At 70.0% G+C, this 20977-nt stretch carries 17 protein-coding genes and 1 tRNA gene; 7 read left to right on the forward strand and 11 right to left on the reverse strand.

Going from position 1 to position 20977, the window contains the following annotated elements:
• Positions 1 to 40: 40 nt before the first annotated feature.
• Genes ACFY2X_RS23305 through ACFY2X_RS23315 form a run of 3 tightly spaced genes read left to right on the forward strand, consistent with a single transcriptional unit; the run spans position 41 to position 3662 of the window.
• Positions 41 to 925 carry a carbohydrate ABC transporter permease gene (locus ACFY2X_RS23305; protein WP_389940959.1) on the forward strand — a complete coding sequence of 295 codons (885 nt, stop codon included), beginning with the start codon at positions 41 to 43 and terminating at the stop codon, positions 923 to 925.
• An 11-nt stretch (positions 926 to 936) separates the two neighbouring features.
• Positions 937 to 1779, forward strand: coding sequence for a carbohydrate ABC transporter permease (locus ACFY2X_RS23310; RefSeq protein WP_389940961.1), 843 nt, complete (start codon positions 937 to 939; stop codon positions 1777 to 1779).
• A gap of 2 nt (positions 1780 to 1781) precedes the next feature.
• Positions 1782 to 3662 carry an amylo-alpha-1,6-glucosidase gene (locus ACFY2X_RS23315; protein ID WP_389940963.1) on the forward strand — a complete coding sequence of 627 codons (1881 nt, stop codon included), beginning with the start codon at positions 1782 to 1784 and terminating at the stop codon, positions 3660 to 3662.
• Here ACFY2X_RS23315 and ACFY2X_RS23320 read toward each other — a convergent pair.
• Together ACFY2X_RS23320 and ACFY2X_RS23325 are read right to left on the reverse strand one after the other, a co-directional pair.
• A complete protein-coding gene (locus ACFY2X_RS23320; RefSeq protein WP_389940965.1) occupies positions 3653 to 4639 on the reverse strand; it encodes a pirin family protein in 987 nt (328 codons plus the stop codon). The two genes, ACFY2X_RS23315 and ACFY2X_RS23320, sit on opposite strands and share 10 nt — an antisense overlap.
• 112 nt (positions 4640 to 4751) lie before the next feature.
• On the reverse strand, positions 4752 to 6110 hold the full coding sequence (locus ACFY2X_RS23325; protein WP_389940967.1) for a serine hydrolase: 1359 nt from the start codon (positions 6108 to 6110) through the stop codon (positions 4752 to 4754).
• A 182-nt stretch (positions 6111 to 6292) separates the two neighbouring features.
• Here ACFY2X_RS23325 and ACFY2X_RS23330 point away from each other — a divergent pair, with 182 nt between their 5' ends.
• A complete protein-coding gene (locus tag ACFY2X_RS23330) occupies positions 6293 to 8080 on the forward strand; it encodes a sensor histidine kinase (RefSeq protein ID WP_389940969.1) in 1788 nt (595 codons plus the stop codon).
• Between the two features lie 18 nt (positions 8081 to 8098).
• Here ACFY2X_RS23330 and ACFY2X_RS23335 read toward each other — a convergent pair whose 3' ends face one another.
• Positions 8099 to 8947 (reverse strand): spermidine synthase, encoded by an 849-nt coding sequence (locus ACFY2X_RS23335; RefSeq protein ID WP_389940971.1) that lies wholly within the window; start codon positions 8945 to 8947, stop codon positions 8099 to 8101.
• Positions 8948 to 9170: 223 nt separating this feature from the next.
• Between ACFY2X_RS23335 and ACFY2X_RS23340 the strand changes: the two genes are divergently transcribed.
• Positions 9171 to 9845: a hemolysin III family protein gene (locus ACFY2X_RS23340; protein WP_389940973.1), complete on the forward strand. Its 675-nt coding sequence runs from the start codon at positions 9171 to 9173 to the stop codon at positions 9843 to 9845.
• Between the two features lie 6 nt (positions 9846 to 9851).
• Here the strand turns inward: ACFY2X_RS23340 and ACFY2X_RS23345 are convergent, their stop codons facing one another.
• Positions 9852 to 11051 (reverse strand): M20 family metallopeptidase, encoded by a 1200-nt coding sequence (locus tag ACFY2X_RS23345; RefSeq protein WP_389940975.1) that lies wholly within the window; start codon positions 11049 to 11051, stop codon positions 9852 to 9854.
• A 115-nt stretch (positions 11052 to 11166) separates the two neighbouring features.
• Here ACFY2X_RS23345 and ACFY2X_RS23350 point away from each other — a divergent pair, with 115 nt between their 5' ends.
• Both ACFY2X_RS23350 and lat read left to right on the forward strand, forming a co-directional pair.
• A complete protein-coding gene (locus tag ACFY2X_RS23350; protein WP_389940977.1) occupies positions 11167 to 11727 on the forward strand; it encodes an HdeD family acid-resistance protein in 561 nt (186 codons plus the stop codon).
• A gap of 100 nt (positions 11728 to 11827) precedes the next feature.
• Positions 11828 to 13129: an L-lysine 6-transaminase gene (gene lat / locus ACFY2X_RS23355; RefSeq protein WP_389940978.1), complete on the forward strand. Its 1302-nt coding sequence runs from the start codon at positions 11828 to 11830 to the stop codon at positions 13127 to 13129.
• 128 nt (positions 13130 to 13257) lie between these two features.
• On the opposite strand, the gene ACFY2X_RS23360 is transcribed toward lat, so the two are convergent.
• The 7 genes from ACFY2X_RS23360 to ACFY2X_RS23390 all read right to left on the reverse strand — a co-directional run bounded on the left by ACFY2X_RS23360 (position 13258) and on the right by ACFY2X_RS23390 (position 20946).
• Entirely contained in the window at positions 13258 to 13512 is a 255-nt protein-coding gene (locus ACFY2X_RS23360) for a LuxR C-terminal-related transcriptional regulator (protein ID WP_389940980.1), read from the reverse strand.
• A gap of 155 nt (positions 13513 to 13667) precedes the next feature.
• A tRNA-His gene (locus tag ACFY2X_RS23365) sits at positions 13668 to 13743 on the reverse strand.
• Between the two features lie 129 nt (positions 13744 to 13872).
• Positions 13873 to 14475: an oligoribonuclease gene (orn, locus tag ACFY2X_RS23370; protein WP_389940982.1), complete on the reverse strand. Its 603-nt coding sequence runs from the start codon at positions 14473 to 14475 to the stop codon at positions 13873 to 13875.
• A gap of 22 nt (positions 14476 to 14497) precedes the next feature.
• Positions 14498 to 15691, reverse strand: coding sequence for a DUF2510 domain-containing protein (locus ACFY2X_RS23375; protein ID WP_389940984.1), 1194 nt, complete (start codon positions 15689 to 15691; stop codon positions 14498 to 14500).
• Positions 15692 to 15746: 55 nt separating this feature from the next.
• Entirely contained in the window at positions 15747 to 17153 is a 1407-nt protein-coding gene (locus tag ACFY2X_RS23380) for a hypothetical protein (RefSeq protein ID WP_389940986.1), read from the reverse strand.
• 20 nt (positions 17154 to 17173) lie between these two features.
• Positions 17174 to 18886 carry a protein kinase gene (locus tag ACFY2X_RS23385; protein ID WP_389940988.1) on the reverse strand — a complete coding sequence of 571 codons (1713 nt, stop codon included), beginning with the start codon at positions 18884 to 18886 and terminating at the stop codon, positions 17174 to 17176.
• 113 nt (positions 18887 to 18999) lie between these two features.
• A complete protein-coding gene (locus tag ACFY2X_RS23390) occupies positions 19000 to 20946 on the reverse strand; it encodes a protein kinase (protein ID WP_389940991.1) in 1947 nt (648 codons plus the stop codon).
• Positions 20947 to 20977: the final 31 nt, after the last annotated feature.

Here is a 20977-nt window from a genome sequence, read left to right on the forward strand (position 1 = left end):
CTCGGCGCGCCCCGCCTCGAAGTCCCGGTCCGCACACGCGGTGACACGTGTGCGGAACCGGGACGGCTGGTGGGCCACGCTCTTCCTCGCCCCGCAGGTCCTCGGCCTGCTGGCCTTCCTGGTCTTCCCCCTCGGGTTCGCGGTCGTTCTCGCGTTCATGAAGTGGGACGGGCTCGGCGAGAAGTCCTGGGTCGGCTTCGACAACTTCGCGACCCAGCTCTCCGACCCCGAGTTCGGCACGGCCGTCTGGAACACCGTCAAACTCGCCATCCTGACGGTCCCGGTGGGCCTGGGGCTCGCCCTGCTCATCGCCGTCGCGCTGAACAACATCAAGGGCAAGACCGTCTACCGGGTCGTCTACTTCCTCCCGGTGGTGACCAGCTCGGTCGCGGTGGCCGTGATGTGGCAGGTCATCCTGGCCAGCGGCGACTACGGGATCCTCAACAACACCGTGCGCGACTGGTTCGGGATCACCCTGCCCGACTGGCTGGACGACCCGAGCTGGGTGGTCGTGGCCATCGCGATCGTGACCGTCTGGTCCTCGCTCGGCCTCAACGTGGTGATCTTCCTGGCCGGGTTGCAGACCATCCCGCCCTCACTGATGGAGGCCGCGCGCATGGACGGCGCGGGCCCGGTCCGCGTCTTCCGCTCGGTCACGCTGCCGATGATCTCCCCGACCATCTTCTTCTCCACCGTGGTCGCGGTGATCAGCTCGTTCCAGGCCTTCGACCAGATCTACGTGCTGGTCAACCCCGACCACAACGAGGGCGCCCGCACGATCGTCTACCAGGTCTACGACCTGGGCTTCCAGAAATTCGAGTTCGGCATGAGCAGCGCCGCCGCGCTGATCCTCCTCGTGCTGACCCTGCTCATCACCCTCGTCCAGTTCGGAGTGCAGAAGCGCTTCGTCCACTACGACTCGTAAGGGGATCGTCGATGTCTGTCGTCCCCGGCTCCCGCCGCCTGGGCCAGATCGGCCTGCACACCGCGCTCATCGCCGGCGGGCTGGTGATGCTGTTCCCGTTCGTCTGGATGCTGCTGACCTCGTTCAAGAGTGCGCACCAGATGATCAACTCGCCGCTCGACTGGCTGCCGAGCCCGTGGCGGGCGCAGAACTACTCCGATGTTTTCGGCGCAGTGCCTTTCGCCCAGGCCTACTGGAACAGCTTCTACATCGCGGTCCTCAACGTGGTCCTCACCCTGATCACCTCCGCGATGGCCGCCTACGCCTTCGCCCGGATCCGCTTCCGCGGTTCCGGCCTGCTGTTCGGCCTGTTCCTGGCGACCCAGATGGTGCCGCAGCAGGCGACCCTCGTGCCGCTCTACCTGATGCTGGCCGAACTCGGCTGGATCGACTCCCACCTGGCGCTGATCGTGCCCGGCTTCGTCAACCCCTTCGCCGTGTTCCTGCTGCGCCAGTTCATCCGGGCCGTCCCGATCGAGCTGGAGGAGGCGGCCCGGCTCGACGGCGCGGGCCGCTGGACGATCTTCTGGCGGGTCGTGCTGCCCAACATCAGGCCGGGCATGGGCGCGCTGGGCATCATCGTCTTCCTGGCGAGCTGGAACAGCTTCCTCTTCCCGCTGATCTTCCTCAACTCGCCCGAGCTGGCGACCGTCCCGCTGCTGGTCCAGCAGTTTGCCGGACAGCACGGCGCCACCGACTACAACCTCATCCTCGCCGGCTCGGCCATCTCGGTGATCCCGATGATGATCGCCTTCCTGATCGGCCAGCGGCGCATCCTCAACAGCATGGCCATGTCCGGCCTGGGAGGACGCTGACAATGCTCGACCTTCGCGAGCGGCCCTTCACCGACCGCGGCTCCCGGCTGCTGGTGATGGCCGCCGACGACGGCTCGCTCTGGATCGCCCGCGCCGAGTACGAGACCCGCCTGTCGGAGACGACCGTGCTCACCGGGCTGCGGTTGTTCTCCGGCGACCGGGAGTTGCCGGTACGGCACGCGGGTGCCGACCGGATCTCCTTCGACGCGGGCGTTGACCTGGTCTTCGCCGACGCCGAGACGCTGGTGCTGACCGGCTCCGGAGCGCGTGCGGTCTGGGACGGAGGCGCCGGAGAGGTCGACGGGACCCTCGTGCTCGTGGGAGAGGCGCGCCCGTACGACGGCGCCGTGCTGCTGGAGGGGGCAGCACGGCGCTGGCGGGAGTGGTTCGAGCGGATGCCGGCCGTACCGGAGGAGCTGCGGGAACGGGCCGAGCAGGCATGGTGGACGCTCGGCGTGAACCTGCTGCCCATCGCGTTCGCGGGCGGTCGCGAGGGTGTCGTCCCATCCAAGTATGGATATGTCGGTATCTGGAACTGGGATTCGTACTTCCACACCATCGCCCTGCGCCACGCAGACCCCGAGTTGGCCCGAGACCAGATCCGCATCCTCCTGAGCCACCAGCGCCCCGACGGCCTCATCCCCGACGTGGTCCACGATCTGGGCGTGCTCGCCGAGACCACCGACCTGCCCCGCTCCGACCACCTCCGCCTGGCCCAGCACGTCGGCCAGGCCGACGGCGCCGGAGGGCGTCCGGGAATCGGTGAGGAGGGCTCGGGAGGTTCCGCCGGGCCGAGCGGTGGGACGGAGGGGAAGGAGCCCGGGCATCCGGAAGAGGCATCCGAGCCGATCGGCGGCGTCGTCCCGGTCACCAAGCCTCCGCTGACGGCCTGGGCCGTGTGGAAGATCCACGAGGTCGCCCCGGACCTGGACTTCCTCGCCGAGGTCTACGAGCCGATCGCCCGCTCGCACGAGTGGTGGCTGACCGTCTCCGACCCCGACGGGGACGGGCTCGCCGAATATCTCCACCCGTACTCGTCCGGCCTGGACGACAGCCCGATCTGGGACCACGGCCCCCGGGCCGAACCCCCGGACCTCAACTCCTACCTGGCGTTGCAGGCCGACCGGCTGGCCGACATCGCCGGGGTGCTGGGCCGTACCGAAGAGGCCGAGACCTGGCGGAAACGGGCGGCCGAGCACGTCGAGCTGCTGGTGGCCAGGCGCTGGAACGGCAGCCGCTTCGTGACCCTGTCGAAGGCGGCCCGCCGTACGGCGGCGCCGGACACCACCGCACAGCCACTCGCCGTGGCGGCGCCATCGGAGAGGGACTCCGGGGAGGACGGGGGAGTGAACGGGCGGGCGATCGAGGTGGAGGTCGCCGGGGGAGCACGGGTAACCGGTTCGAAGATCGTCAAGGAGGTTTCCGGGGAGGCCGGGGTGGCTGGCGCGGAGGTTTCCGGGGAGGCCGGGGTGGCTGAGGTGGAGGTCGCCACCCGGACGCCGCTGGAGTTGATGCCGCTGTTCACCGGGCGCCTCCCCCGGGAGATCGCCGAGCGGCTGGTGGCCGACCTGCTCTCGCCGAGCTTCTGGGCCGAGCGCCCGGTGCCCACGGTCGCCTTCGACGACCCGGCCTTCGACCCGGACGCCATGTGGCGCGGCCCGGTCTGGCTCAACGTCAACTACCTGCTGATCGAGGGCCTGCACCGCTCGGGCTTCGCGGAGGCGGCCGACGAGCTGACCAGGCGGACCCTGGCCATGGTGAACGCCGGTGGCGGCCTGTACGAGTACTGGAACCCGCTCACCGGCGCTCGGGCGGCCCGGGCGACCAGCGGTTTCGGCTGGTCCTCGGCACTTTTCCTGGATCTGGCCGCGCGTCAGGCGTGACCGGCGGGGATGGTGCCGAGGCGGCCGGCCTGGTAGTCCTCGAACGCCTTGACGAGCTCCTCCTGGGTGTTCATCACGAACGGCCCGTAGTGCGCGATCGGCTCGCCGATCGGGCGGCCGCCGAGCACGATGACCTCCATGTTGGGGCTGCGGCTCTCCTGGGTCTCGGCCGCCGAGATGGTGATGGTCTCACCGTCGGTGCCGAGGCCCGGCAGGGTGCCGAAACCGTCGAAGACGGCCAGCTGGCCCGACTCGATCGGCTGCCTGCCGGTGCCGACGCTGCCGCGCCCGGACAGGACGTAGGCCAGCGCGTTGAAGTCCTTGCGCCAGGGCAGCGTGAGGCGTGAGCCGGGGCTGAGGGAGGCGTGCAGCAGGGTGATCGGCGTCCTCGTGCTGCCGGGGCCGGTGAACCCGCCGACCTCGCCCGCGATCAGGCGGACGAGCGCCCCTCCGTCGTGGCTGCTGAGCAGGACGACGTTGGTGCGGCCGATGTCCTGGTAGGCGGGGGCGATCATCTTCTCGGAGCCGGGCAGGTTGACCCAGAGCTGGATCCCGTGGAACAGCCCGCCCTTGCTGACGAGCCACTCCGGCGGGGCCTCCTTGTGCAGGATGCCGCCACCGGCCGTCATCCACTGGGTGTCGCCGTCGGAGATCGTGCCGCCACCGCCGTGGGAGTCCAGATGGTCCATCACGCCGTCGATCATGTAGGTGACGGTCTCGAAGCCCCGGTGCGGGTGCCAGGGGGTGCCCTTGGGCTCGCCCGGCGCGTATTCCACCTCGCCCATCTGGTCCATCATGATGAACGGGTCGAGATACTGGGGTTTGATCGTCGCCAGCGCCTTGCGGACGGGGAAGCCCTCGCCCTCGAAACCGCTGGGCGCGGTGGTCACGGTCAGCACCTCGCGCTCGCGCACCGCGTCGAGCGGCTGGGGCAGCCGGGGCAGGGTCAGCGGGTTCGCCACGGTCATGGCTGGCATTGCGGGCTCCTTCCTGCGGGATTCGTTGACGCCAACAAAGTTGATTCTTCAACTATTCCGCAATGGGGGAGGCCGTGGCGCCGGGTGCGCCACGGCCTCGGAGCCGGTCGGGCTACCGGTTCTTGAGCAGGGCGAACGCGCCCCGGCTCAGCGAGATCAGCTCAGGGGCGGCCGTGCTCTCGTCGATCGGCGCCTCGGGGTTGTTCGTCAGCGGGGTGACGACGTAGGTTCTGCCCTTCGCGGAGCGGGCGAAGTAGGACAGGTCCAGGACTCCGTTCTCGGAGCCGCCCTTGGCCCAGACGGTCGGCCACTTCTTCGGGGCGAGCTGGATCGCGAGGTCGTTGGTCGACATCGCCTCGTGCAGCGGCTTGCTCTTCAGCTTGATCAGCCCGGCGTAGGCGCGGCAGATGTCGCGCGGCGAGCCGAACCACTCCAACGTGTGGATCTCGCGGGGCTTGGTCCAGATCTTGATGTCCGACAGGGACTGCTCGGCGACGGTGTTCTTCAGGTAGGCGCGCTTGCCGGCCGTGTCGAGCGACAGGTAGGTCCTGGCCTGCTCGGGGTGGTTCACCCCCTTGAGCAGGAACAGCTCCTTCGTGGTGAGGAAGGGGATGTTCAGCTTGGCATGGCCGGACCACTGGCGGACCTTGGCCTCGACGGCCTCGCGGCCCACCGTGTGGATGAGGATGTCGGTGGCGGTGTTGTCGCTGATCGAGATCATCAGCTTGGCGGCCTCGCGGACCGTGGTGGTGCTGTTGTCCGGCCGCTTCACCAGCCCGTCTTCGCCCGCGCTCTTCCATTCGGGCTTGATCGTGAGCTTGGTGTTCCAGCTCAGCTCGCCGTCGCGGATCTTCTCGGCCACCGCGCCCAGCACGTAGAGCTTGAAGATCGATCCCAGCGGCTGGACCTTGTCCGGAGCCACGGCGTGCACGATCTCGCACCGGCCCCGGGCGTCGATCTCGGCGGCGAGGAAGCCGACCTCGGGGGCGACCTTGCGCAGCCGGGTGTCGAGCTGGTCCCAGCTTCCGGGAACCGGGGGGACCGGCTTCTCCTCGGGGGCCGCGCGCAGTGAGTCGATCTTCCCGTCGCCGTCCACGGAGATCGCGAGGACGAACTTCTGCCCGGCGACCGTCACCGCGCCGACCAGGGAGTCGGGCTTGACGGCGACCAGCTTCTCCAGCTTGATCCCGTTCATGTTCTTGATGAAGGTGTTGAGGTCGTCGACGGAGATCGACTTGAAGAACCCCGCGCTGAAGTGCTCCTGAAGCTCGCTCTCGGCGATGGGCGCCTTCGGGACGGCGTCGAGGAGCCAGCTCAGCTGCCTGCCGGCCGGGCTGTCCGGGATCTGCGGGGCGGCGGTGACCACCGCCGCCACGGCGGCCTGTCCGCCGCCCGCGAGCGCCGCCAGGGGGATGACCGCGGTGACGGCGGCAAGAGCGAGCAAACGGGTCGATCGGAACGGCACTCTCACGTGAAACTCCTTGTCGAGACGGATGTCGCGGCCACCACCCTCAGCGGCCCCAACTGAAACTAGGGCAGCCGGGAACGCCGCAGTACCCGGTCAGCCTCCGGCTTACGGGGTGCGGCAAACTGCACCGTGTGTGCGGACAACCTCATAGACGACGGCTTTCGCGGTGGGTCACGCTGCGGTCCATGCCTTCCATGACCTCGGTCCGCGCGCTGGCCACGTCGGCGGCCGTGGTGGCCGTGGCCGGAATCGTCGGGGGTGGGCTGCTGGAAACCGGAGTGCCCGCACCGTTCAGCCAGTGGCTGTTCATCACGGCCTGTCTGACCATGCCCGCGCTGGGCTGGCTGATCGCGGCCAGACGCCCCGGCAACGTCTACGGCTGGCTGTTGCTGGCCGCCTCCGGCTGCATGGGGCTGGGCGGCCTCGGCACCGCCCTCTTGGTGAGGGACGCCACAGGCGAGGGACCCGTGGCCGTCATCGGCGCCGTACTGACCTCGCTGTTCACCGTTTTCTACGGTCTGACCTGGGTTTTCATCCCCCTTCTGTTCCCCGACGGGCGGCTGCCCTCGCGACGCTGGCGCGCGGGTGTCTGGGTCGCCGCGACGGCGATCACCGCCCACTGGGCAGGCGTGCTGGTGAGCCCCGACGAGGTCTACTCCATAACCTTTCCGAACGGAAACCCGATCGGGCTCAGCGGCATGGCGGGGCTGATCGCCGCCATGGTAGGCGGGCTGGGGCAGGGCGTGACCTTCCTCGTGGCGCTGTCGGTGCTGGTCTCTCTCGTCCTGCGGCTACGGCGGAGCGTCCCGGCCGAGCGCCGACGGCTCCGCTTGATGATCATGGGTGTCGTGGGCACCCTGGGCGGGTTCGTGCTGCTGGGGCCCCTGCAATACAGCGGTTACAGCGCGGGGCTCTGGATCGGCGTCGTGACCACCGTGGCCTCGCTGCCCGCCGTGATCGCGGCGGCCATATTCCGGCACAACCTCCTCGACATCCAGGTGGACATCAGGGGCTCCCGGCTCTTCGTGGTCTTCGACCTCCGGCCGACGGTGGACGAGCTCCTGACCGAACTCGGCCCGGCGCTGGAGGAGGCGGAGCCGGTCGAGCAACTGGGCAGGCTGGCGGAGGCCGTACGGGTCGGGCTGGAGGCTCGGTGGGCCGTCGTCGCGCTCGCCGACGGTACACGCGTGGTGGCCGGGCAGGAGGACGGCGAGGCCGTGCTGACCGTTCCGGCCGGCCTGGGACACATCGCGTGCGGTCCCAAGACCGCCGGGCGCTTCACCGTAGAGGACCGGCGGCTGCTCGGGGCGCTGGCGGTGCCGATCGGGCTGGCGATCCAGAGCGCGGGGCTGGCGGCCCGGCTGGTCGACGCGCAGGAGGCCGAGCGGCGGCGGATCGAGCGCAACATCCATGACGGGGCGCAGCAGCAGCTTGTCGCGCTGATCGCCGGGCTGGAGCTGGCACGGGCGACCGGTGGCGGGCCCGAGATCCTGACGCTCCTGCGCGAGCAGGCCCGGCAGACCCTCACCGACCTGCGGGAGCTCGCGGCGGGCATCCACCCGTCCGTACTCAGCCAGGGCGGGCTGGTGGAGGCGGTCGAGGAGCGTTGCTCGCGGCTGCCGGTGGCGACGACGGTGGCCGCCGACGCCGCGCTGCGTACGCGGCGCTTCCCCGACCATATCGAGGGCGCGCTGTACTTCACGGTGAGCGAGGCGATCGCCAACGCGCTCAAGCACGCCGCGGCCTCCCGGATCGAGGTACGGCTGACGCACGCCGACGGGCGGCTCCAGGCGGTGGTGTCGGACAACGGGAAGGGCTTCGACCCCGGCGCGACCGGCCGCAGAGGACCGGGAGAACGCGGAGGGCTGGGCGCGCTGGCCGACCGGATGACCGCCCTCGGCGGGGGACTGGATCTGACGGGTGGGCCGGGTGAGGGCACGCGGGTGCGCGCCTGGGTGCCCTCACCCGCCTGAAGGCGTGGCTCACGCCTCTCAGCCGAACACTCCCGGCGGGGGCACGGGGGCGACGACGGCGTCACCGTCATTGAGAGGCCGCGCTCCGGCGATGAAGTTGGTCAGGTCCTCGCCGTACACGCACCGGGCCTGAGTGAGGCCTCCGGCGGCCCGGCGGGTCAGGCCGGCGAGGGGCAGCCCGGCGCGGGAGGCGGCGACGATGAGGTTGCCGAAGCGGCGCCCCCGCAGGACACCGGGCTCGGCGAGCAGAGCCGTGTGGGGGAAGGTGCCGCCGACGGTGGCGAGCACCCGGCGGGCGAAGGGCAGGCCCTTGCCGTCGGCCACGTTGATCAGCAGGGTTCCCGCCGGGCGCAGGACGCGGGCGACGTCGCCCATGTATTCGGAGGTGGCCAGGTCGATCGGCATCGTGGCGCCGCTGAAGGCGTCCAGCACGACCAGGTCGGCCGAGGCGTCCGGGAGTTCGGCGGTGGCCGTACGGCCGTCAAGGACCTTGACCTTGAGCCGGGGCACCGACTTCAGCCGGAGCTGGTCCCTGACGAGCTGGACGAGGCTCCCGTCGGGCTCGGCGACGATCTGCCGCGACCCCGGCCGGGTCGCCGCGATGTAGCGGGGCAGGGTGCAGGCACAGCCGCCCACGTGCACGGCGTCCAGCGGGCCCTCGTCGAGCAAGTCGATCACGACGGCCATCAGCTGGACGTATTCGAAGTCGAGGTAGGTGGGGTCGTCCAGGTCCACGTAGGACTGGGGCACGCCGTCCTTGGAGATCACCCAGCCGGAGGGGCGGTCGAGGTCCGCCAGGAGCTCGACCTCGCCGAAGGTCACCGGATAGCGACCCGGCATCGGCTCTCGCGATTCCCGCCTGCCCATCACCCTTGATCCTCTTTCCTCTGACGCGTGGCTCCAGGGCGCCTTCGGAAGAAGACTCCGGGGGCACCTTTTTGAAGAAACCGTACGCGCATCTGAGCGGTCCCCGCGCTCGTCGCCCCCGCTCGTCGCACCGGTCCTCCGGAGCACCGCTTCTCCGGAGCCGCGAGTCCTCTGTAGCCGAGGTCACAACCTACGACGGCGTAAGTTACGCTAGCGTAGGTTCATGACCACGACCGCCGCCCCCAGGCTCACGGTCCCGGAGTCGATCAAGCCGCGTCTCCGCGGCTGGCTGCACGCCGGAACCCTGCCCGTCGCGCTCATCGCCGGATTCGTCCTCGTCGCCCTCGGGCCCACGCTGCAGGCGCGGCTCGCCGCCGCGGTCTACGCGATCACCTCGGGCCTGCTCTTCGGCATCTCGGCCACCTACCACCGGGGCGCGCTCTCCCCCCGCCTGGGAGAGGTGCTGCGCCGCCTCGACCACGCCAACATCTACCTCATCATCGCGGGCACCTACACGCCTTTCGCGCTGCTCGCCCTGGACGGCCCGGCCAGCGCGGTGGTCCTCGGCGTCATCTGGACCGGCGCGGTCGCCGGGGTGCTGTTCCGGGTGCTGTGGACCGGTGCTCCCCGCTGGCTCTCCACCGCGCTCTACATCGGCCTCGGCTGGACGGCGGTCTTCGTGCTGCCTCAGCTGATGGAGGGCGCGGGGGTGGCCGCGGTGGTCCTGGTCTTCGTGGGCGGGCTGCTCTACACGGCGGGCGGAATCGTCTACGGCCTGCGCCGTCCCGACCCCTCTCCCCGCTGGTTCGGCTTCCACGAGGTCTTCCACGCCTTCACCGTCGCCGCCTACCTGATCCAGTACGTCGCGGTGTCGCTGGTGGTCTACGCGGCGGCGTAGGGCGGGTCAGGTCGCGGCGAGCCCGAGGCGGCGTGCCGCCAGCTCCGCGTAGAGCGCGGTTCCGTCAGACAGTACCGCGTCGTCGAACAGCGCCTCCGGAGCGTGGTTGTAGGCGGCCTTGCCGGGGTCGGCGTCAGAGGGACACGCTCCCAGCGCCACGAACGCCGACGGCACCTGGTCGCAGACGAACGAGAAATCCTCCGATCCCGTGAACGGCTGCGGAGCCTTGATGAACCGCTGCTCGCCGTACACCTCGCGAATGGTCGAGCCGACGAAGTCGGCCTCGGAGCCGTCGTTGACCGTGACCGGGTAGCTCACCTCGTACTCGGCCTCAACGTCCAGCCCGTGGGCGGCCGCGATGCCCTTGACCAGGCTCACCGCACGCTCCTGGATCCGCGCGTGGGAGGCGGAGGAGAACGACCGGATCGTCGCCTCGAACCGGGCCTCCTCCGGGATCACGTTGTCGGTGGTGCCCGCGTGGAAACTGCCGACGGTGACGACCACCGGGTCGAACACGTCGAATCCCCGCGTCACCATGGTCTGCAGCGCGGTGACCATCTCGCAGGCGGCGGGGATCGGGTCGTTGGCGCGGTGCGGGGCCGAGCCGTGGCCGCCGGCGCCGCGGACGGTCACGATGAGCCTGTCCGCGGCGGCCATTATCGGCCCGCTCTTGGTGACGAACACCCCTTGGGGAAGCACCGAGCTGATCACGTGCAGCGCGTAGGCCGCGACCGGGCGCTCGCCCGCCGCGTCGAGCACGCCCTCGTCAATCATGATCTTCGCGCCGCCCTGGCCCTCCTCGCCCGGCTGGAACATGAAGACCACGTTCCCGGCGAGCCGGTCGCGTCTGGCCGCCAGCAGGTGCGCCGCCCCGGCCAGCATGGTGGTGTGCAGGTCGTGGCCGCAGGCGTGCATCCGGCCGTGCACCTGTGAGGTGACCGCCGCGCCGCTGCGCTCGGAGACCGGCAGGGCGTCCATGTCGCCCCGGAGCAGGACGGTCGGGCCCGGCCGGGCGCCCCGCAGCACGGCCGTGATCGAGCTCAGTTTCTGGCCGAGCCGTACTTCCAGGGGAAGGCCCGACAACGCCGTCAGCACCTTCTCCTGGGTTCGCGGCAGATCGAGACCGAGCTCGGGCTCCCGGTGCAGGGCGTGGCGGAGACGGACCAGCTCGTCCCGCATGTCGGCGGCGGATTCACGAAGTGACACCGGGCATTCCTCCTGGCAGTCGTGTGACCTGGACGCACAGTAGTCCCGATTTGGCCGACTTGTGGTCTCGCCTTGGGGGACTTCTGGAAAGGAATGGATCACACGGGGAGGGCATATGGAAGAGCTATCTCGTACTTGGTGGGTCTATTTGATCCGCGGGGCCTGTGCGATCCTGTTCGGCCTTCTGGCCATCATCTGGCCAGGCATCACAATCTATGCGCTGGTGATCCTTTTCGGGGCCTACGCCATCGCCGACGGTGTGTTCGCCCTGTTCGGCTCGGGGCGGGGCGGCTCCCGGATATGGATGATCATCTATGGCATCCTCGGGATCCTGGCCGGCATCGCGGCTTTCGTCTGGCCGCAGATAACCGCGCTCGCCCTGCTGGTCCTCATCGCGACCTGGGCCATCGTCACCGGCATCGTCGAGATCGTGGCCGCCATCCGGCTGCGCAAGGAGATGCAGGGTGAGTGGATGTTCATCGTCAGCGGCGTGCTGTCGGTGCTGTTCGGCATCCTGCTGCTCGCCCGGCCCGGACCCGGCGCACTGGCCGTCGTCTGGCTCATCGGCACCATGGCCATCATTTACGGCATCGCCCTGATAGGGCTGGCCTTCAAGGTCAAGTCTCTGGGTTCTCACAGGCCGGGACCCTCGGGAGCCGCTCCGAGAGTCGCGTAATCGCGAGAATCTTCACAAAAATCGGCTTATATGCGTAATGTCTCCATATTGATGGGCCCTTAACCGGGGAATCATCTGTCCGACTCAATGTGGAGGGGACATGGACGTGCATGGCCGTCTCGCTCGTCACCTGCTGGTCGACGGCTACCGGCTGGTGCTGGACCTCGAACGGAGCCGGGGATCCCGGCTCGTCGACGCCCGCACCGGCCGGAGCTACCTGGACTTCTACACCTTCTTCGCCTCGGCGCCGCTCGGCGTGAACCCGTTCGACGACGACCCGGAGTTCCTCGCCCTGCTCGGCCGGATCGCCGCGAACAAGCCAGCCAACTCCGACCTCTACACCAGCCATCTCGCCGACTTCACCGAGACGTTCAGCCGGGTGCTGGGCGATCCGGAACTGCCGTACCTGTTCTTCGTGGAAGGCGGCGCACTGGCCGTCGAGAACGCGTTGAAGTGCGCATTCGACTGGAAGAGCCGGCACAACGAGGCGAACGGCCGCTCCCCGGAACTCGGCACCAAGGTGCTCCATCTGACCCGTGCCTTCCACGGGCGCAGCGGTTACACCCTTTCGCTGACCAACACCGACCCGGTCAAGACCGACCGCTTCCCGACGTTCGGCTGGCCCCGGATCGACGTGCCCGCGATTCACTTCGGCGACGTCGAGGCGGCCGAGGAGCGGGCGCTGGTCCAGGCGCGGGCGGCCTTCGAACGGCACCCGCACGACATCGCCTGCTTCATCGCCGAGCCCATCCAGGGTGAGGGCGGCGACAACCACATGCGGCCCGAGTTCCTGCAGGCCATGGAGAGGCTCTGTCACGAGCACGACGCGTTGTTCGTCATGGACGAGGTGCAGACCGGTGCCGGGATCACCGGAACCGCCTGGGCCCACCAGCAGCTCGGCGTGCGTCCCGACATCGTGGCCTTCGCCAAGAAGGTCCAGGTCGGCGGCATCATGGCGGGCCGCAGGGTCGATCTGGTGCCGGACAACGTGTTCCGGGTCAGCGGCCGGATCAACTCCACCTGGGGTGGCGGCCTGGTCGACATGGTCCGCTCCCGCCGGATACTGGAGATCGTGGAGCGCGACGGTCTGATCGCGCGTGCCGCGGAGCTCGGCGACGAACTCCTCACCGCGCTGCTGAAGATCCAGGCCCAGTTCCCCGAACTGGTCGAGAACGCCCGTGGCCGCGGCCTCATGTGCGCCTTCGACCTACCGGACACGGCCGAGCGCGACCGCCTGGTGACCCGGCTCAGGCAGGACGAGGGCGTGCTGGCCCTGCCCTGTGGCGAGCGGTCGGTACGGTTCCGCCCGGCGCTCTCGGTCACCTCCGAGGAGCTGCAGGAAGGCGCCGCGGCCATCCGCCGGGCCCTGACGACCTCCCAGGACCTGCGCATGTCGGCATAGGGGGCACGGGCACCCGTTCCACCCCCCGGTTCCGGGAGGTGTCCTGCGGATCCACGGCTCGGCGAGGATCCGCAGGACCCTGGCACATGCTTCGCGGGCGTCGGGGCCTGGCCTCCGCCGCGAACCCACTAGAAGTCCGGGGGATCCTCGGGGGTGGTTCGTGCCAGCCAGACACCTATCGCGGTCACCCGTGAGTCCACGCCCAGCTTGGCATAGATCCGATTCACGTGGTTCTTCACGGTTTTCTCGCTGAGAAACAGGTGCTGGGCGATCTGCCCGTTGGAGCGCCCCGTGGCTATCAGCTCCATGACTTCGGTCTCACGCCTGCTCAAGCCCGTCACGACTCTGGGTTCGGCGTCGAATGGGGCATCATCGACTCTCATTCGGCCTCCGTGGCATCAACACGGTCAGGTCGCCGATACCCCCGGTTTTACGGCGTAACGATAGGAGCGAGCATAGCTCGCAATATCCATCTTTGGTGGACTAGTCAGGGGTGAGGAAAGCAGAACGGCCGGTCCCATAGGACCGGCCGTTCTCTTGGGGTGAGCGAGGGGACTTGAACCCCCGGCATCCAGGACCACAACCTGGCGCTCTGCCAACTGAGCTACGCCCACCATGTCCGCCGCAGCGACACATGAAAAGTGTAGCGGTTTCCGGGAGTCGTTTCGCACAGGGTTTTCCGGTGTCGGCTCCTCCGTCTCGCGAGGCACTCGTCCGGATCACCACTCGCGGGGGAGGAGACCCTAGGTCGCTTTCGCGGAGATGTTGTTGGCCAGCTCACGAGCGGTGACGGAATCGGGGCCCGGCTGGGGCACGAAGATCGCCGCGCGGTAGTAGCGCATCTCGCGGATGCTCTCGGTGATGTCGGCCAGCGCCCGATGACCGCCCTGCTTCTCGGGTGAGGCGAAGTAGACCCGTGGATACCACCGCCGGGCGAGCTCCTTCACCGAGGACACGTCGATCATCCGGTAGTGCAGGAACGCGTCCACGGCCGGCATGTCACGCGCGATGAACGACCGGTCGGTGGCGATGGAGTTGCCGCACAGCGGAGCCTTCTTCGGATCCGGGATGTGGCTCTTGATGTATTCGAGCACCATGGATTCGGCCTCTGCCAGCGTGACACCGCTGCCGAGCACGTCCAGCAGCCCGGAGGCGGTGTGCATCTCGCGGACCACCCCCGACATCTGCTCCACCGCCTCCGGTGGGGGCTTGATGACCACGTCCACACCCTCGTCAAGCCGGTTCAGCTCGCCGTCGGTGACCACGCAGGCCACCTCGACGAGCGCGTCTCGGCCGAGATCAAGCCCTGTCATCTCGCAGTCGATCCAGACCAGCAGGTCACTCATAGCCTTCAGGGTAGTACTCCCTTCAGGAGAGCTTGAGCGAGTCGACCACCTGGTTGGCCACCGAGGCGTCGAGATTGTCTGGCACGGACACGTACATCAGCGCCGGGCGCCTGCCCCCGCCCCGTTCCACGAGCACGAAGGCGGCTCGCTCCTTTTTCCACTTCCATCCGTTGGCCGCGGCCTCCTTTGAGAAGTCCAGTTCGAACATGAGCACCCAGGCGTCCTTGCCGCTCACCTTGAGGGCTTTGCTCTGGAGGATCTTCCGGGTGTGCTGGGGGCTGTAGAAGGTCGGCTCGACCGCGAGCAGCAGCGTCGCGAGGGTCGCGCGCATGCTGGGGACACCGTCGTAGCCGAACTTGTCGGGAAGCTCCCCGACGAAGATGTTGCCGAGCCAGTTGCTCCCCTTGCCGTCGTAGTTCTCCTGGGAGGGGGCCAGGGCCGCGCTGGTCCACGCGAACCCGAGCTCACTGGCGCCGGCACGGGGAGGCACCTGCCACGGGTCACCGGGGAACTCGTAGGACAGCCCGGTCACGGGGTCCGTGAGGCGTCCGTCCTGCGGCTGGGGCAGGTCGGTGGCGCTCTCCGACTCCTGTGGGCTCTGCGAGTCCGACGGCTCGGGCGTCGGCTCCGGAGTCGGCTCGGAGGTCGGTTCCTGCGTCACGGTCGGGACGGGGGTGGAGTCGCTCGCGGTCGTCTTGGACCGGGGGTTCAGCAGGAACATGGCCGCGACCACGATCCCGATCAGGACCACCACTCCGCCGCCACCCAGGATCCACGGCCACGGGCTGCGCCTGGCCGGTGGCGGACCTGCCGGGTAGCCGAATTCTCCGGCCGGCATCTGCATCGTGGTGCCGCCGGCGGGCTGGGCGCCACCCCACTGCGGCTGCCCCATCTGGCCCGTCGCCGGTCCCTGCGGCGGGGCGCCCTGGTTCCAGGGTCCCTGCGGTGAGGCGCCCTGGTTCCAGGGTCCCTGCGGCGGGGTGCCCTGGTTCGCAGGTCCTTGTGGCGGGGTGGGCTGGTTCCACGGTCCGGTGGAACCGGGTGGCTGCCCCGCCGGCTGGGGCGATGGCCCGGTCTGCGGCCCCTGGGGCACGGCCTGCCCGGAGGGGGCCTCCACCGGATGGGTGGCGTCGGTCCACTGGTTGCCGTCCCACCAACGTAACCGTGGTGAACCGTAGGGATCGGGATACCAGCCGGAGGGGGTCTGCGTGGTCATGGGCGCCAGAGTAGTAAGAACGGGTTTGCCGCGCATTGTCGACCTGATGGTCTTTTTATGAGCACTTGTAGGTGAAACTCGCCTTGTCCTGGAGTTTCTTGCCCTCGGGCAGCGGCGAGAGCAGCTGCAGGCTGGCCGTTCCCTTGAAGCTTCCCTCGCCCTTGACCGTCCATTCCAGGCTCACCTCGTGAGAGGTCTTCCCGGCCGCCACCTGCTCGGCCTGGTCGATCGGCTCCTTGCGGTCGCTCCGCTTCCACCGGTAGCGGATCTCTCCGGCCGAGCCGTTGGTGGTGAGCACGCCAGTGATCTTGACCGCTGTGTCACACCCCTGCGTTTTCTTCGGAGCCGTCACCTCCACCCCCGTCACCGCGAGGGGAGGCGCCGAGCCGCGAAGCAGCCAGACGGCCAGGATGCCCACGACCATCAGGGCGAGGATCACCGAGGCGAGGGCCGTACGGTTCCGGCGTCGCCTGGCAGGGGCTCCGCGGTCGGGCAACCTGTCAGAGGGAAGCTCGGTCTGCTGCTGGTCCCTGCCGGCCCGCCAGATCTGCGCGGCTGTGGTCTCCACCGGCACTCCGGGGCCGAAGCGCATGATCACATCCTCGGCGCGGCTCTCGCCGGCCTTCGGCACGTGCAGCAGCGTGACGATGTCTCCCTCGTCTCCCGCATCACCTCCCCCGCCCTGGGCGGCCGGAGCCGGGTGCCTGGGCTGGGTGGGCACGTCGCGTGCCGACCACTGGTGCAGAGTCTTCACCAGCCTGTCCCGGGTGGTGAATCCCGACGGCAGCAGGTCGCGTCCGGCGAGCAGGACGTCGCGGGCGGGTGCGAGCCCGTGGGTGACGGCCGTCGCCGCCGCCCGCTCGAACAGCCCGGCCGCTTCCGGAGAGGCCGTGGCCCAGCTCGCGGCCAGGCCCCGGGCGAGCGAGGCCCAAGCGGTGACGTCTCGTTCCGGCGTGGCGGGGTGCCCGTGCAGGGCCTCGGCCAGCCCTCGTTCGGAGAGCAGCGCGGATCCGTCCGCGGCGATCACCACGGTGCCGGGGTGCAGCGCCCCGTGGGCGAGCCCGGCGGCGTGCAGCGCCAGCAGGGTCTGCGCGGTCTCTGTCAGGACGGTGGCCACGCTGCCGGCGTCGGGCCGGGAGACGCCCGGCGTCACGGACAGCAGATCGGTCAGGGTCGGGCCGGCCGGCTCGGCCGTGAGCAGCCAGACCTCGTTCCCGGCCGCGATCAGGTCGGCGATCGGGACCAGACCGGTCAGCCCGCCCTGGGCCAGCCCGCGGTCCGCCATCACGGCCGCGACCAGCCGTTCACGGGCCGCCGGGTCGGCGATCAGCCGCAGGTCGAGCCTGAGCGCGCTCCCCGGCCGCCCGTCGGGCGCGACCGCGGACGACCAGGTGCCCGACTCGCCGGTCCAGGTCCGGTGGGTCAGCTGGAACCCGGCGATGGTCCCCCGGTTCGTGTTCATGATCGTGCCCGCTCTGCCATCTACCGCCGCCTCCGGTGCCGTCCGGCCACACCCCGTTTCACCGCCAGTGTGAACGGAACGGCGCCGCCCGTCACGAGCCCGAAGGCGACAAGCGCGGCGGGAGCCGCATCGGTCGTGGACGCCGACGACCCCATACCCACGACGGCGGGTGGCGGCGTCGTCTCCCCTCCCGAGGGGCTCGGGCTGGTGGTCGGGTTCGTCGAGTCGGTGGGAGAGGGCGTGGTCGTCGGCTGGGACGTCGTCCGCGTGGGCCGGGGCGTCGGCCGTGTCGTCTGCGTCGGGCCGGCTGTCGGCTTGGTCGGAATGGGAGTCGGCTTCGCCGAGGGCGAGCCGGACGGCCGGTCGCCCGATTCGCGGAGGTCGGAGTTCTCTTCCGCCGTGGAGGTCGCCGAGGGCGAGGAGGTCGCCTTCTTCGCCGGCCTCCTGGCGCGTGTCGCCGACGGCCTGGGCGTCGGGGTCGGCTTCAGGGTGGGAGCCGCCGACGGAGGGCCGGATGTGGGACCGGTGCCGGTGTCGGCGCCCGTGCTCGGTGTCGGCTCGGGCGTGCTCTCCGCCGACGGCTCCGCGGTGGGCTCGTCGGTCTCCTCGCCCGGGATGACCGTCTCCAGCGGCTCCGAGGGGGCCGCGCTCTGCGTGATGGTCGAGCTCTGCGACTGGAGTTCGGTGCTGCTGCCGGAGTTGACCAGCACCGCGGTCACGCCGCTGATCACCGCGACACAGCCGATGCCCACCAGGATCTTGAAGCTCAGCTTGCTGACCATGGACGTGGCGTCGCGCTCGCCGAGTTCCGTCTCGGCCAGCGAGGTGTCGCTCTCGGGAGCCTTGGCCTTCTGCGGGAACGGGAACAGCGAGGCCATGAGCCCGGCGAGCGCGGCCAGGCGGCGCCGCCCGCGCTCCTCCCAGTCGGGCCCGTAGGCGTCGGCGGCGACCGCCTCCAGCTCGGTGAGGAAGGCGATGGCGGACGGCGGCCGGTCGGCCGGATGCTTGGCGAGGCCTCGCTCCACCAGGCCCTGCAGGGGCGCCGGCACCTCCTCGACGGGCGGCGGCGTGGCCTGGTGCTGCCTGGCCAGCGCGGCGATGTTCGTCGCACGGAAGGGGCGGATGCCCGTCAGGCACTCGAAGAACACGACGGTGGCGGCGTAGACGTCGGTGGACGGCCCCGCCGAGGCGCCCGTCCATTGCTCGGGCGCCATGTAAGGGGGCGTGCCGGCCGGGGCGTCTCCGTCGCCGGAGCGGACCGCGATGCCGAAGTCGACGAGCCTGCTCGTGCCGTCGGCTTCGACCATCACGTTCTCCGGCTTGAAGTCGCGATGCACGATGCGAGCCTTGTGCGCGGTGGCCAGCCCCAGGAGCGAGCCCTTGAGCACGAGCAGCGCGGCCTCGGGGCCGGTCGGTCCCTCCGAGCGGAGGATCTCGCGCAGCGAGACGCCGTTGACCAGCTCCATGACGATGGCGGCGCCCTCGCCGGTCTCGACGTAGTCGTACAGCCGGACGGCATGCGGGCTGTCCAGGGTGTTGAGCACCCGTGCCTCGTGCCGGAAACGCGCCACGAACCCGACGTCGTTTCTGAGCTCGTCGGACAGATATTTGATCGCTACCAGGACACCGTCGGCGTCCTGCCGCGCCATCACCACGCGCCCGGCGGCGCCGGCGCCCAACTCGCGAATCTCCGAGTAGCCGGGGACTCGCCAGGCCGATGCCGTGCCGTACATAGCGATCTCCTCAGATGCCTGGGCCCCCACCCATAACAGACGGACCGTAGCTTAGCGATAGACCAAGGAATTCTGGTCATCAATCATGAATCAACCACGCGAGGTGGGTACGATCAGTCGTTTTCCGATTCGTCGGTGCCGTCGGACGGCTTGTCGGTGACCCTCGTGGAGGGCTTCGGGGTGACGGTGGGCCGGGGGGTGCGGGTCGCGGTCGGCTTGGGCGTCGAGATGGTGGGCCGGGGGGTGCGGGTCGCGGTCGGCTTGGGCGTCGAGATGGTGGGCCGGGGGGTGCGGGTCGCGGTCGGCCTGGGCGTCGGCTCGGGGGGCGACGTCGGTTTGGGCGTCGGTTTGGGCGTTGGCTCGGGTGTCGGCTCGGCGCACGGAGTCGTCCGGCCGCTCGCGCTGCCGGAGCCGCCCGGCGGGTCGGTCGTCGCCACCACGTTCCACGTGGATCCGCAGGCCGCCCCGGGGAAGGCGAACCTGAACGTCCGCGTGTAGCGCGTCTCCCCGGACAGCGGCACGACCGCCCGCTGCACCGCCTGGCCGACCCGGAAGGCCACGTTCAGGCTCACTCGCTGGGAGTTTCCCGTGGTGACGGCGACCGAGACCACGGCCGCCCCCCGCGCGTCGACGCCGGCCCGCAGCACGTCCACCCCTCGCACCTCCGGCTGGGACGGGCTGGGGGTCGGCGTTTGGCTCGGGGAGGGTGTGCGGGTCGGGGTGGGGGAGGGGCTGGGGGTCGGCTCCGGGGACCGCGTCGGAGACGGGGAGGCGGTGACCGTGGGAGTGGGCTTCGGGGTCTTGACAGGCGGTCTCGCCGTTCCGGTGCCGGTCGGGAAGGGCGACGGTTCGGCCGACGGCCCGCCGGACGGCCCCGCGGTGGGCCCGGCGCCTCCCGGGTTCGCGGAGGGCGATTCGGAGGGGGCCGTGGAAGGAGACTCGGAGGGAGACGGCGCCGGTGAGAAGGTCGCCGGGCCCGGCGGCTCGGGCGACGGGGACGGCGACGGCTGGGCGGCGGCGGTCTCGATTCTCCGGACCTCCGGCGCTCGGGCACCGGCCAGCACGTACGCGCTGGTGCCACCCGCGATCACCACCAGCCCGGCCCCGATCGCGACACCCGCGGCCTTCTTCTGCAGTGCGCCGAGCACCGTGCGGAACAATGTGGTCCCGGTGCTCGGCTCAGGGGGATGGACCCGGAACAGCAGCGGCAGGAGCGCGGCCAGCGTGGCCAGCCTGTGCCTGCCCCGCTCCTCCCAGTCCTGGCCGTATCCCGCGACGGCCGCGGCCTCCAGCTCGACCACGAATCCGGCGGCGGTGGCCGGCCGGTCCATCGGATCTTTGGCCATGCCCCTGGTGACCAGCGCCCTGATCGGCTCGGGCACCTCCTCCGCCGGGATCGGCGCGTTGCGGTGCTGGTGCATCAGCACGGCCGGATCGATCGCCCGGTACGGCCGGTGCCCGGTCAGGCACTCGAAGAAGACCGCCGTCGCGGCGTAGACGTCCGTGGCCGGGGATGCCGGGCCGCCCGCCCACTGCTCGGGCGCCATGTAGGGCGGGGTGCCCGCGGGACGGTCGGCCTCTCCGGCCTGTACGGCGATGCCGAAGTCGACCAGCTTGCTGGCGCCGTCTGACCGGACGAGCACGTTCTCCGGTTTGTAGTCCCGGTGCACCACCCCGGTCAGGTGGGCGGCGCTCAACCCCATGAGCGAGCCCTTGAGCACGGCCAGGGCCGCCTCGGGGCCGGTCGAGCCGTGCTCGCGGAGCAACTCCCGCAGGGAGACGCCGTCTATGGCCTCCATGACGATGGCGGCACCCCCGGCCACCTCGACGTATTCGTAGAGCTGGACCACGTTCTCGTCGACCAGCTCCACCAGGAGCCTGGCCTCGGTCCTGAAGCGGGCGAGGAAGTGCGGATCGTCTCTCAGACGCTCCGCCAGATATTTGATCGCGACCTGGGCGCCCGATTCGTCGTGCCGGGCGAGCACCACCCGGCCGCCACCGCCCGCACCGAGCCGGCGCAGCTCGGTGTATCCGGGAAGGTTCCATTCGCCGGTTGCCATCGCCGCCCCTCCAGCGTTCCGGGTGAAGGTC

This window comes from Streptosporangium sp. NPDC000396 (genome assembly GCF_042898655.1).
Taxonomy (GTDB): Bacteria; Actinomycetota; Actinomycetes; order Streptosporangiales; family Streptosporangiaceae; genus Streptosporangium.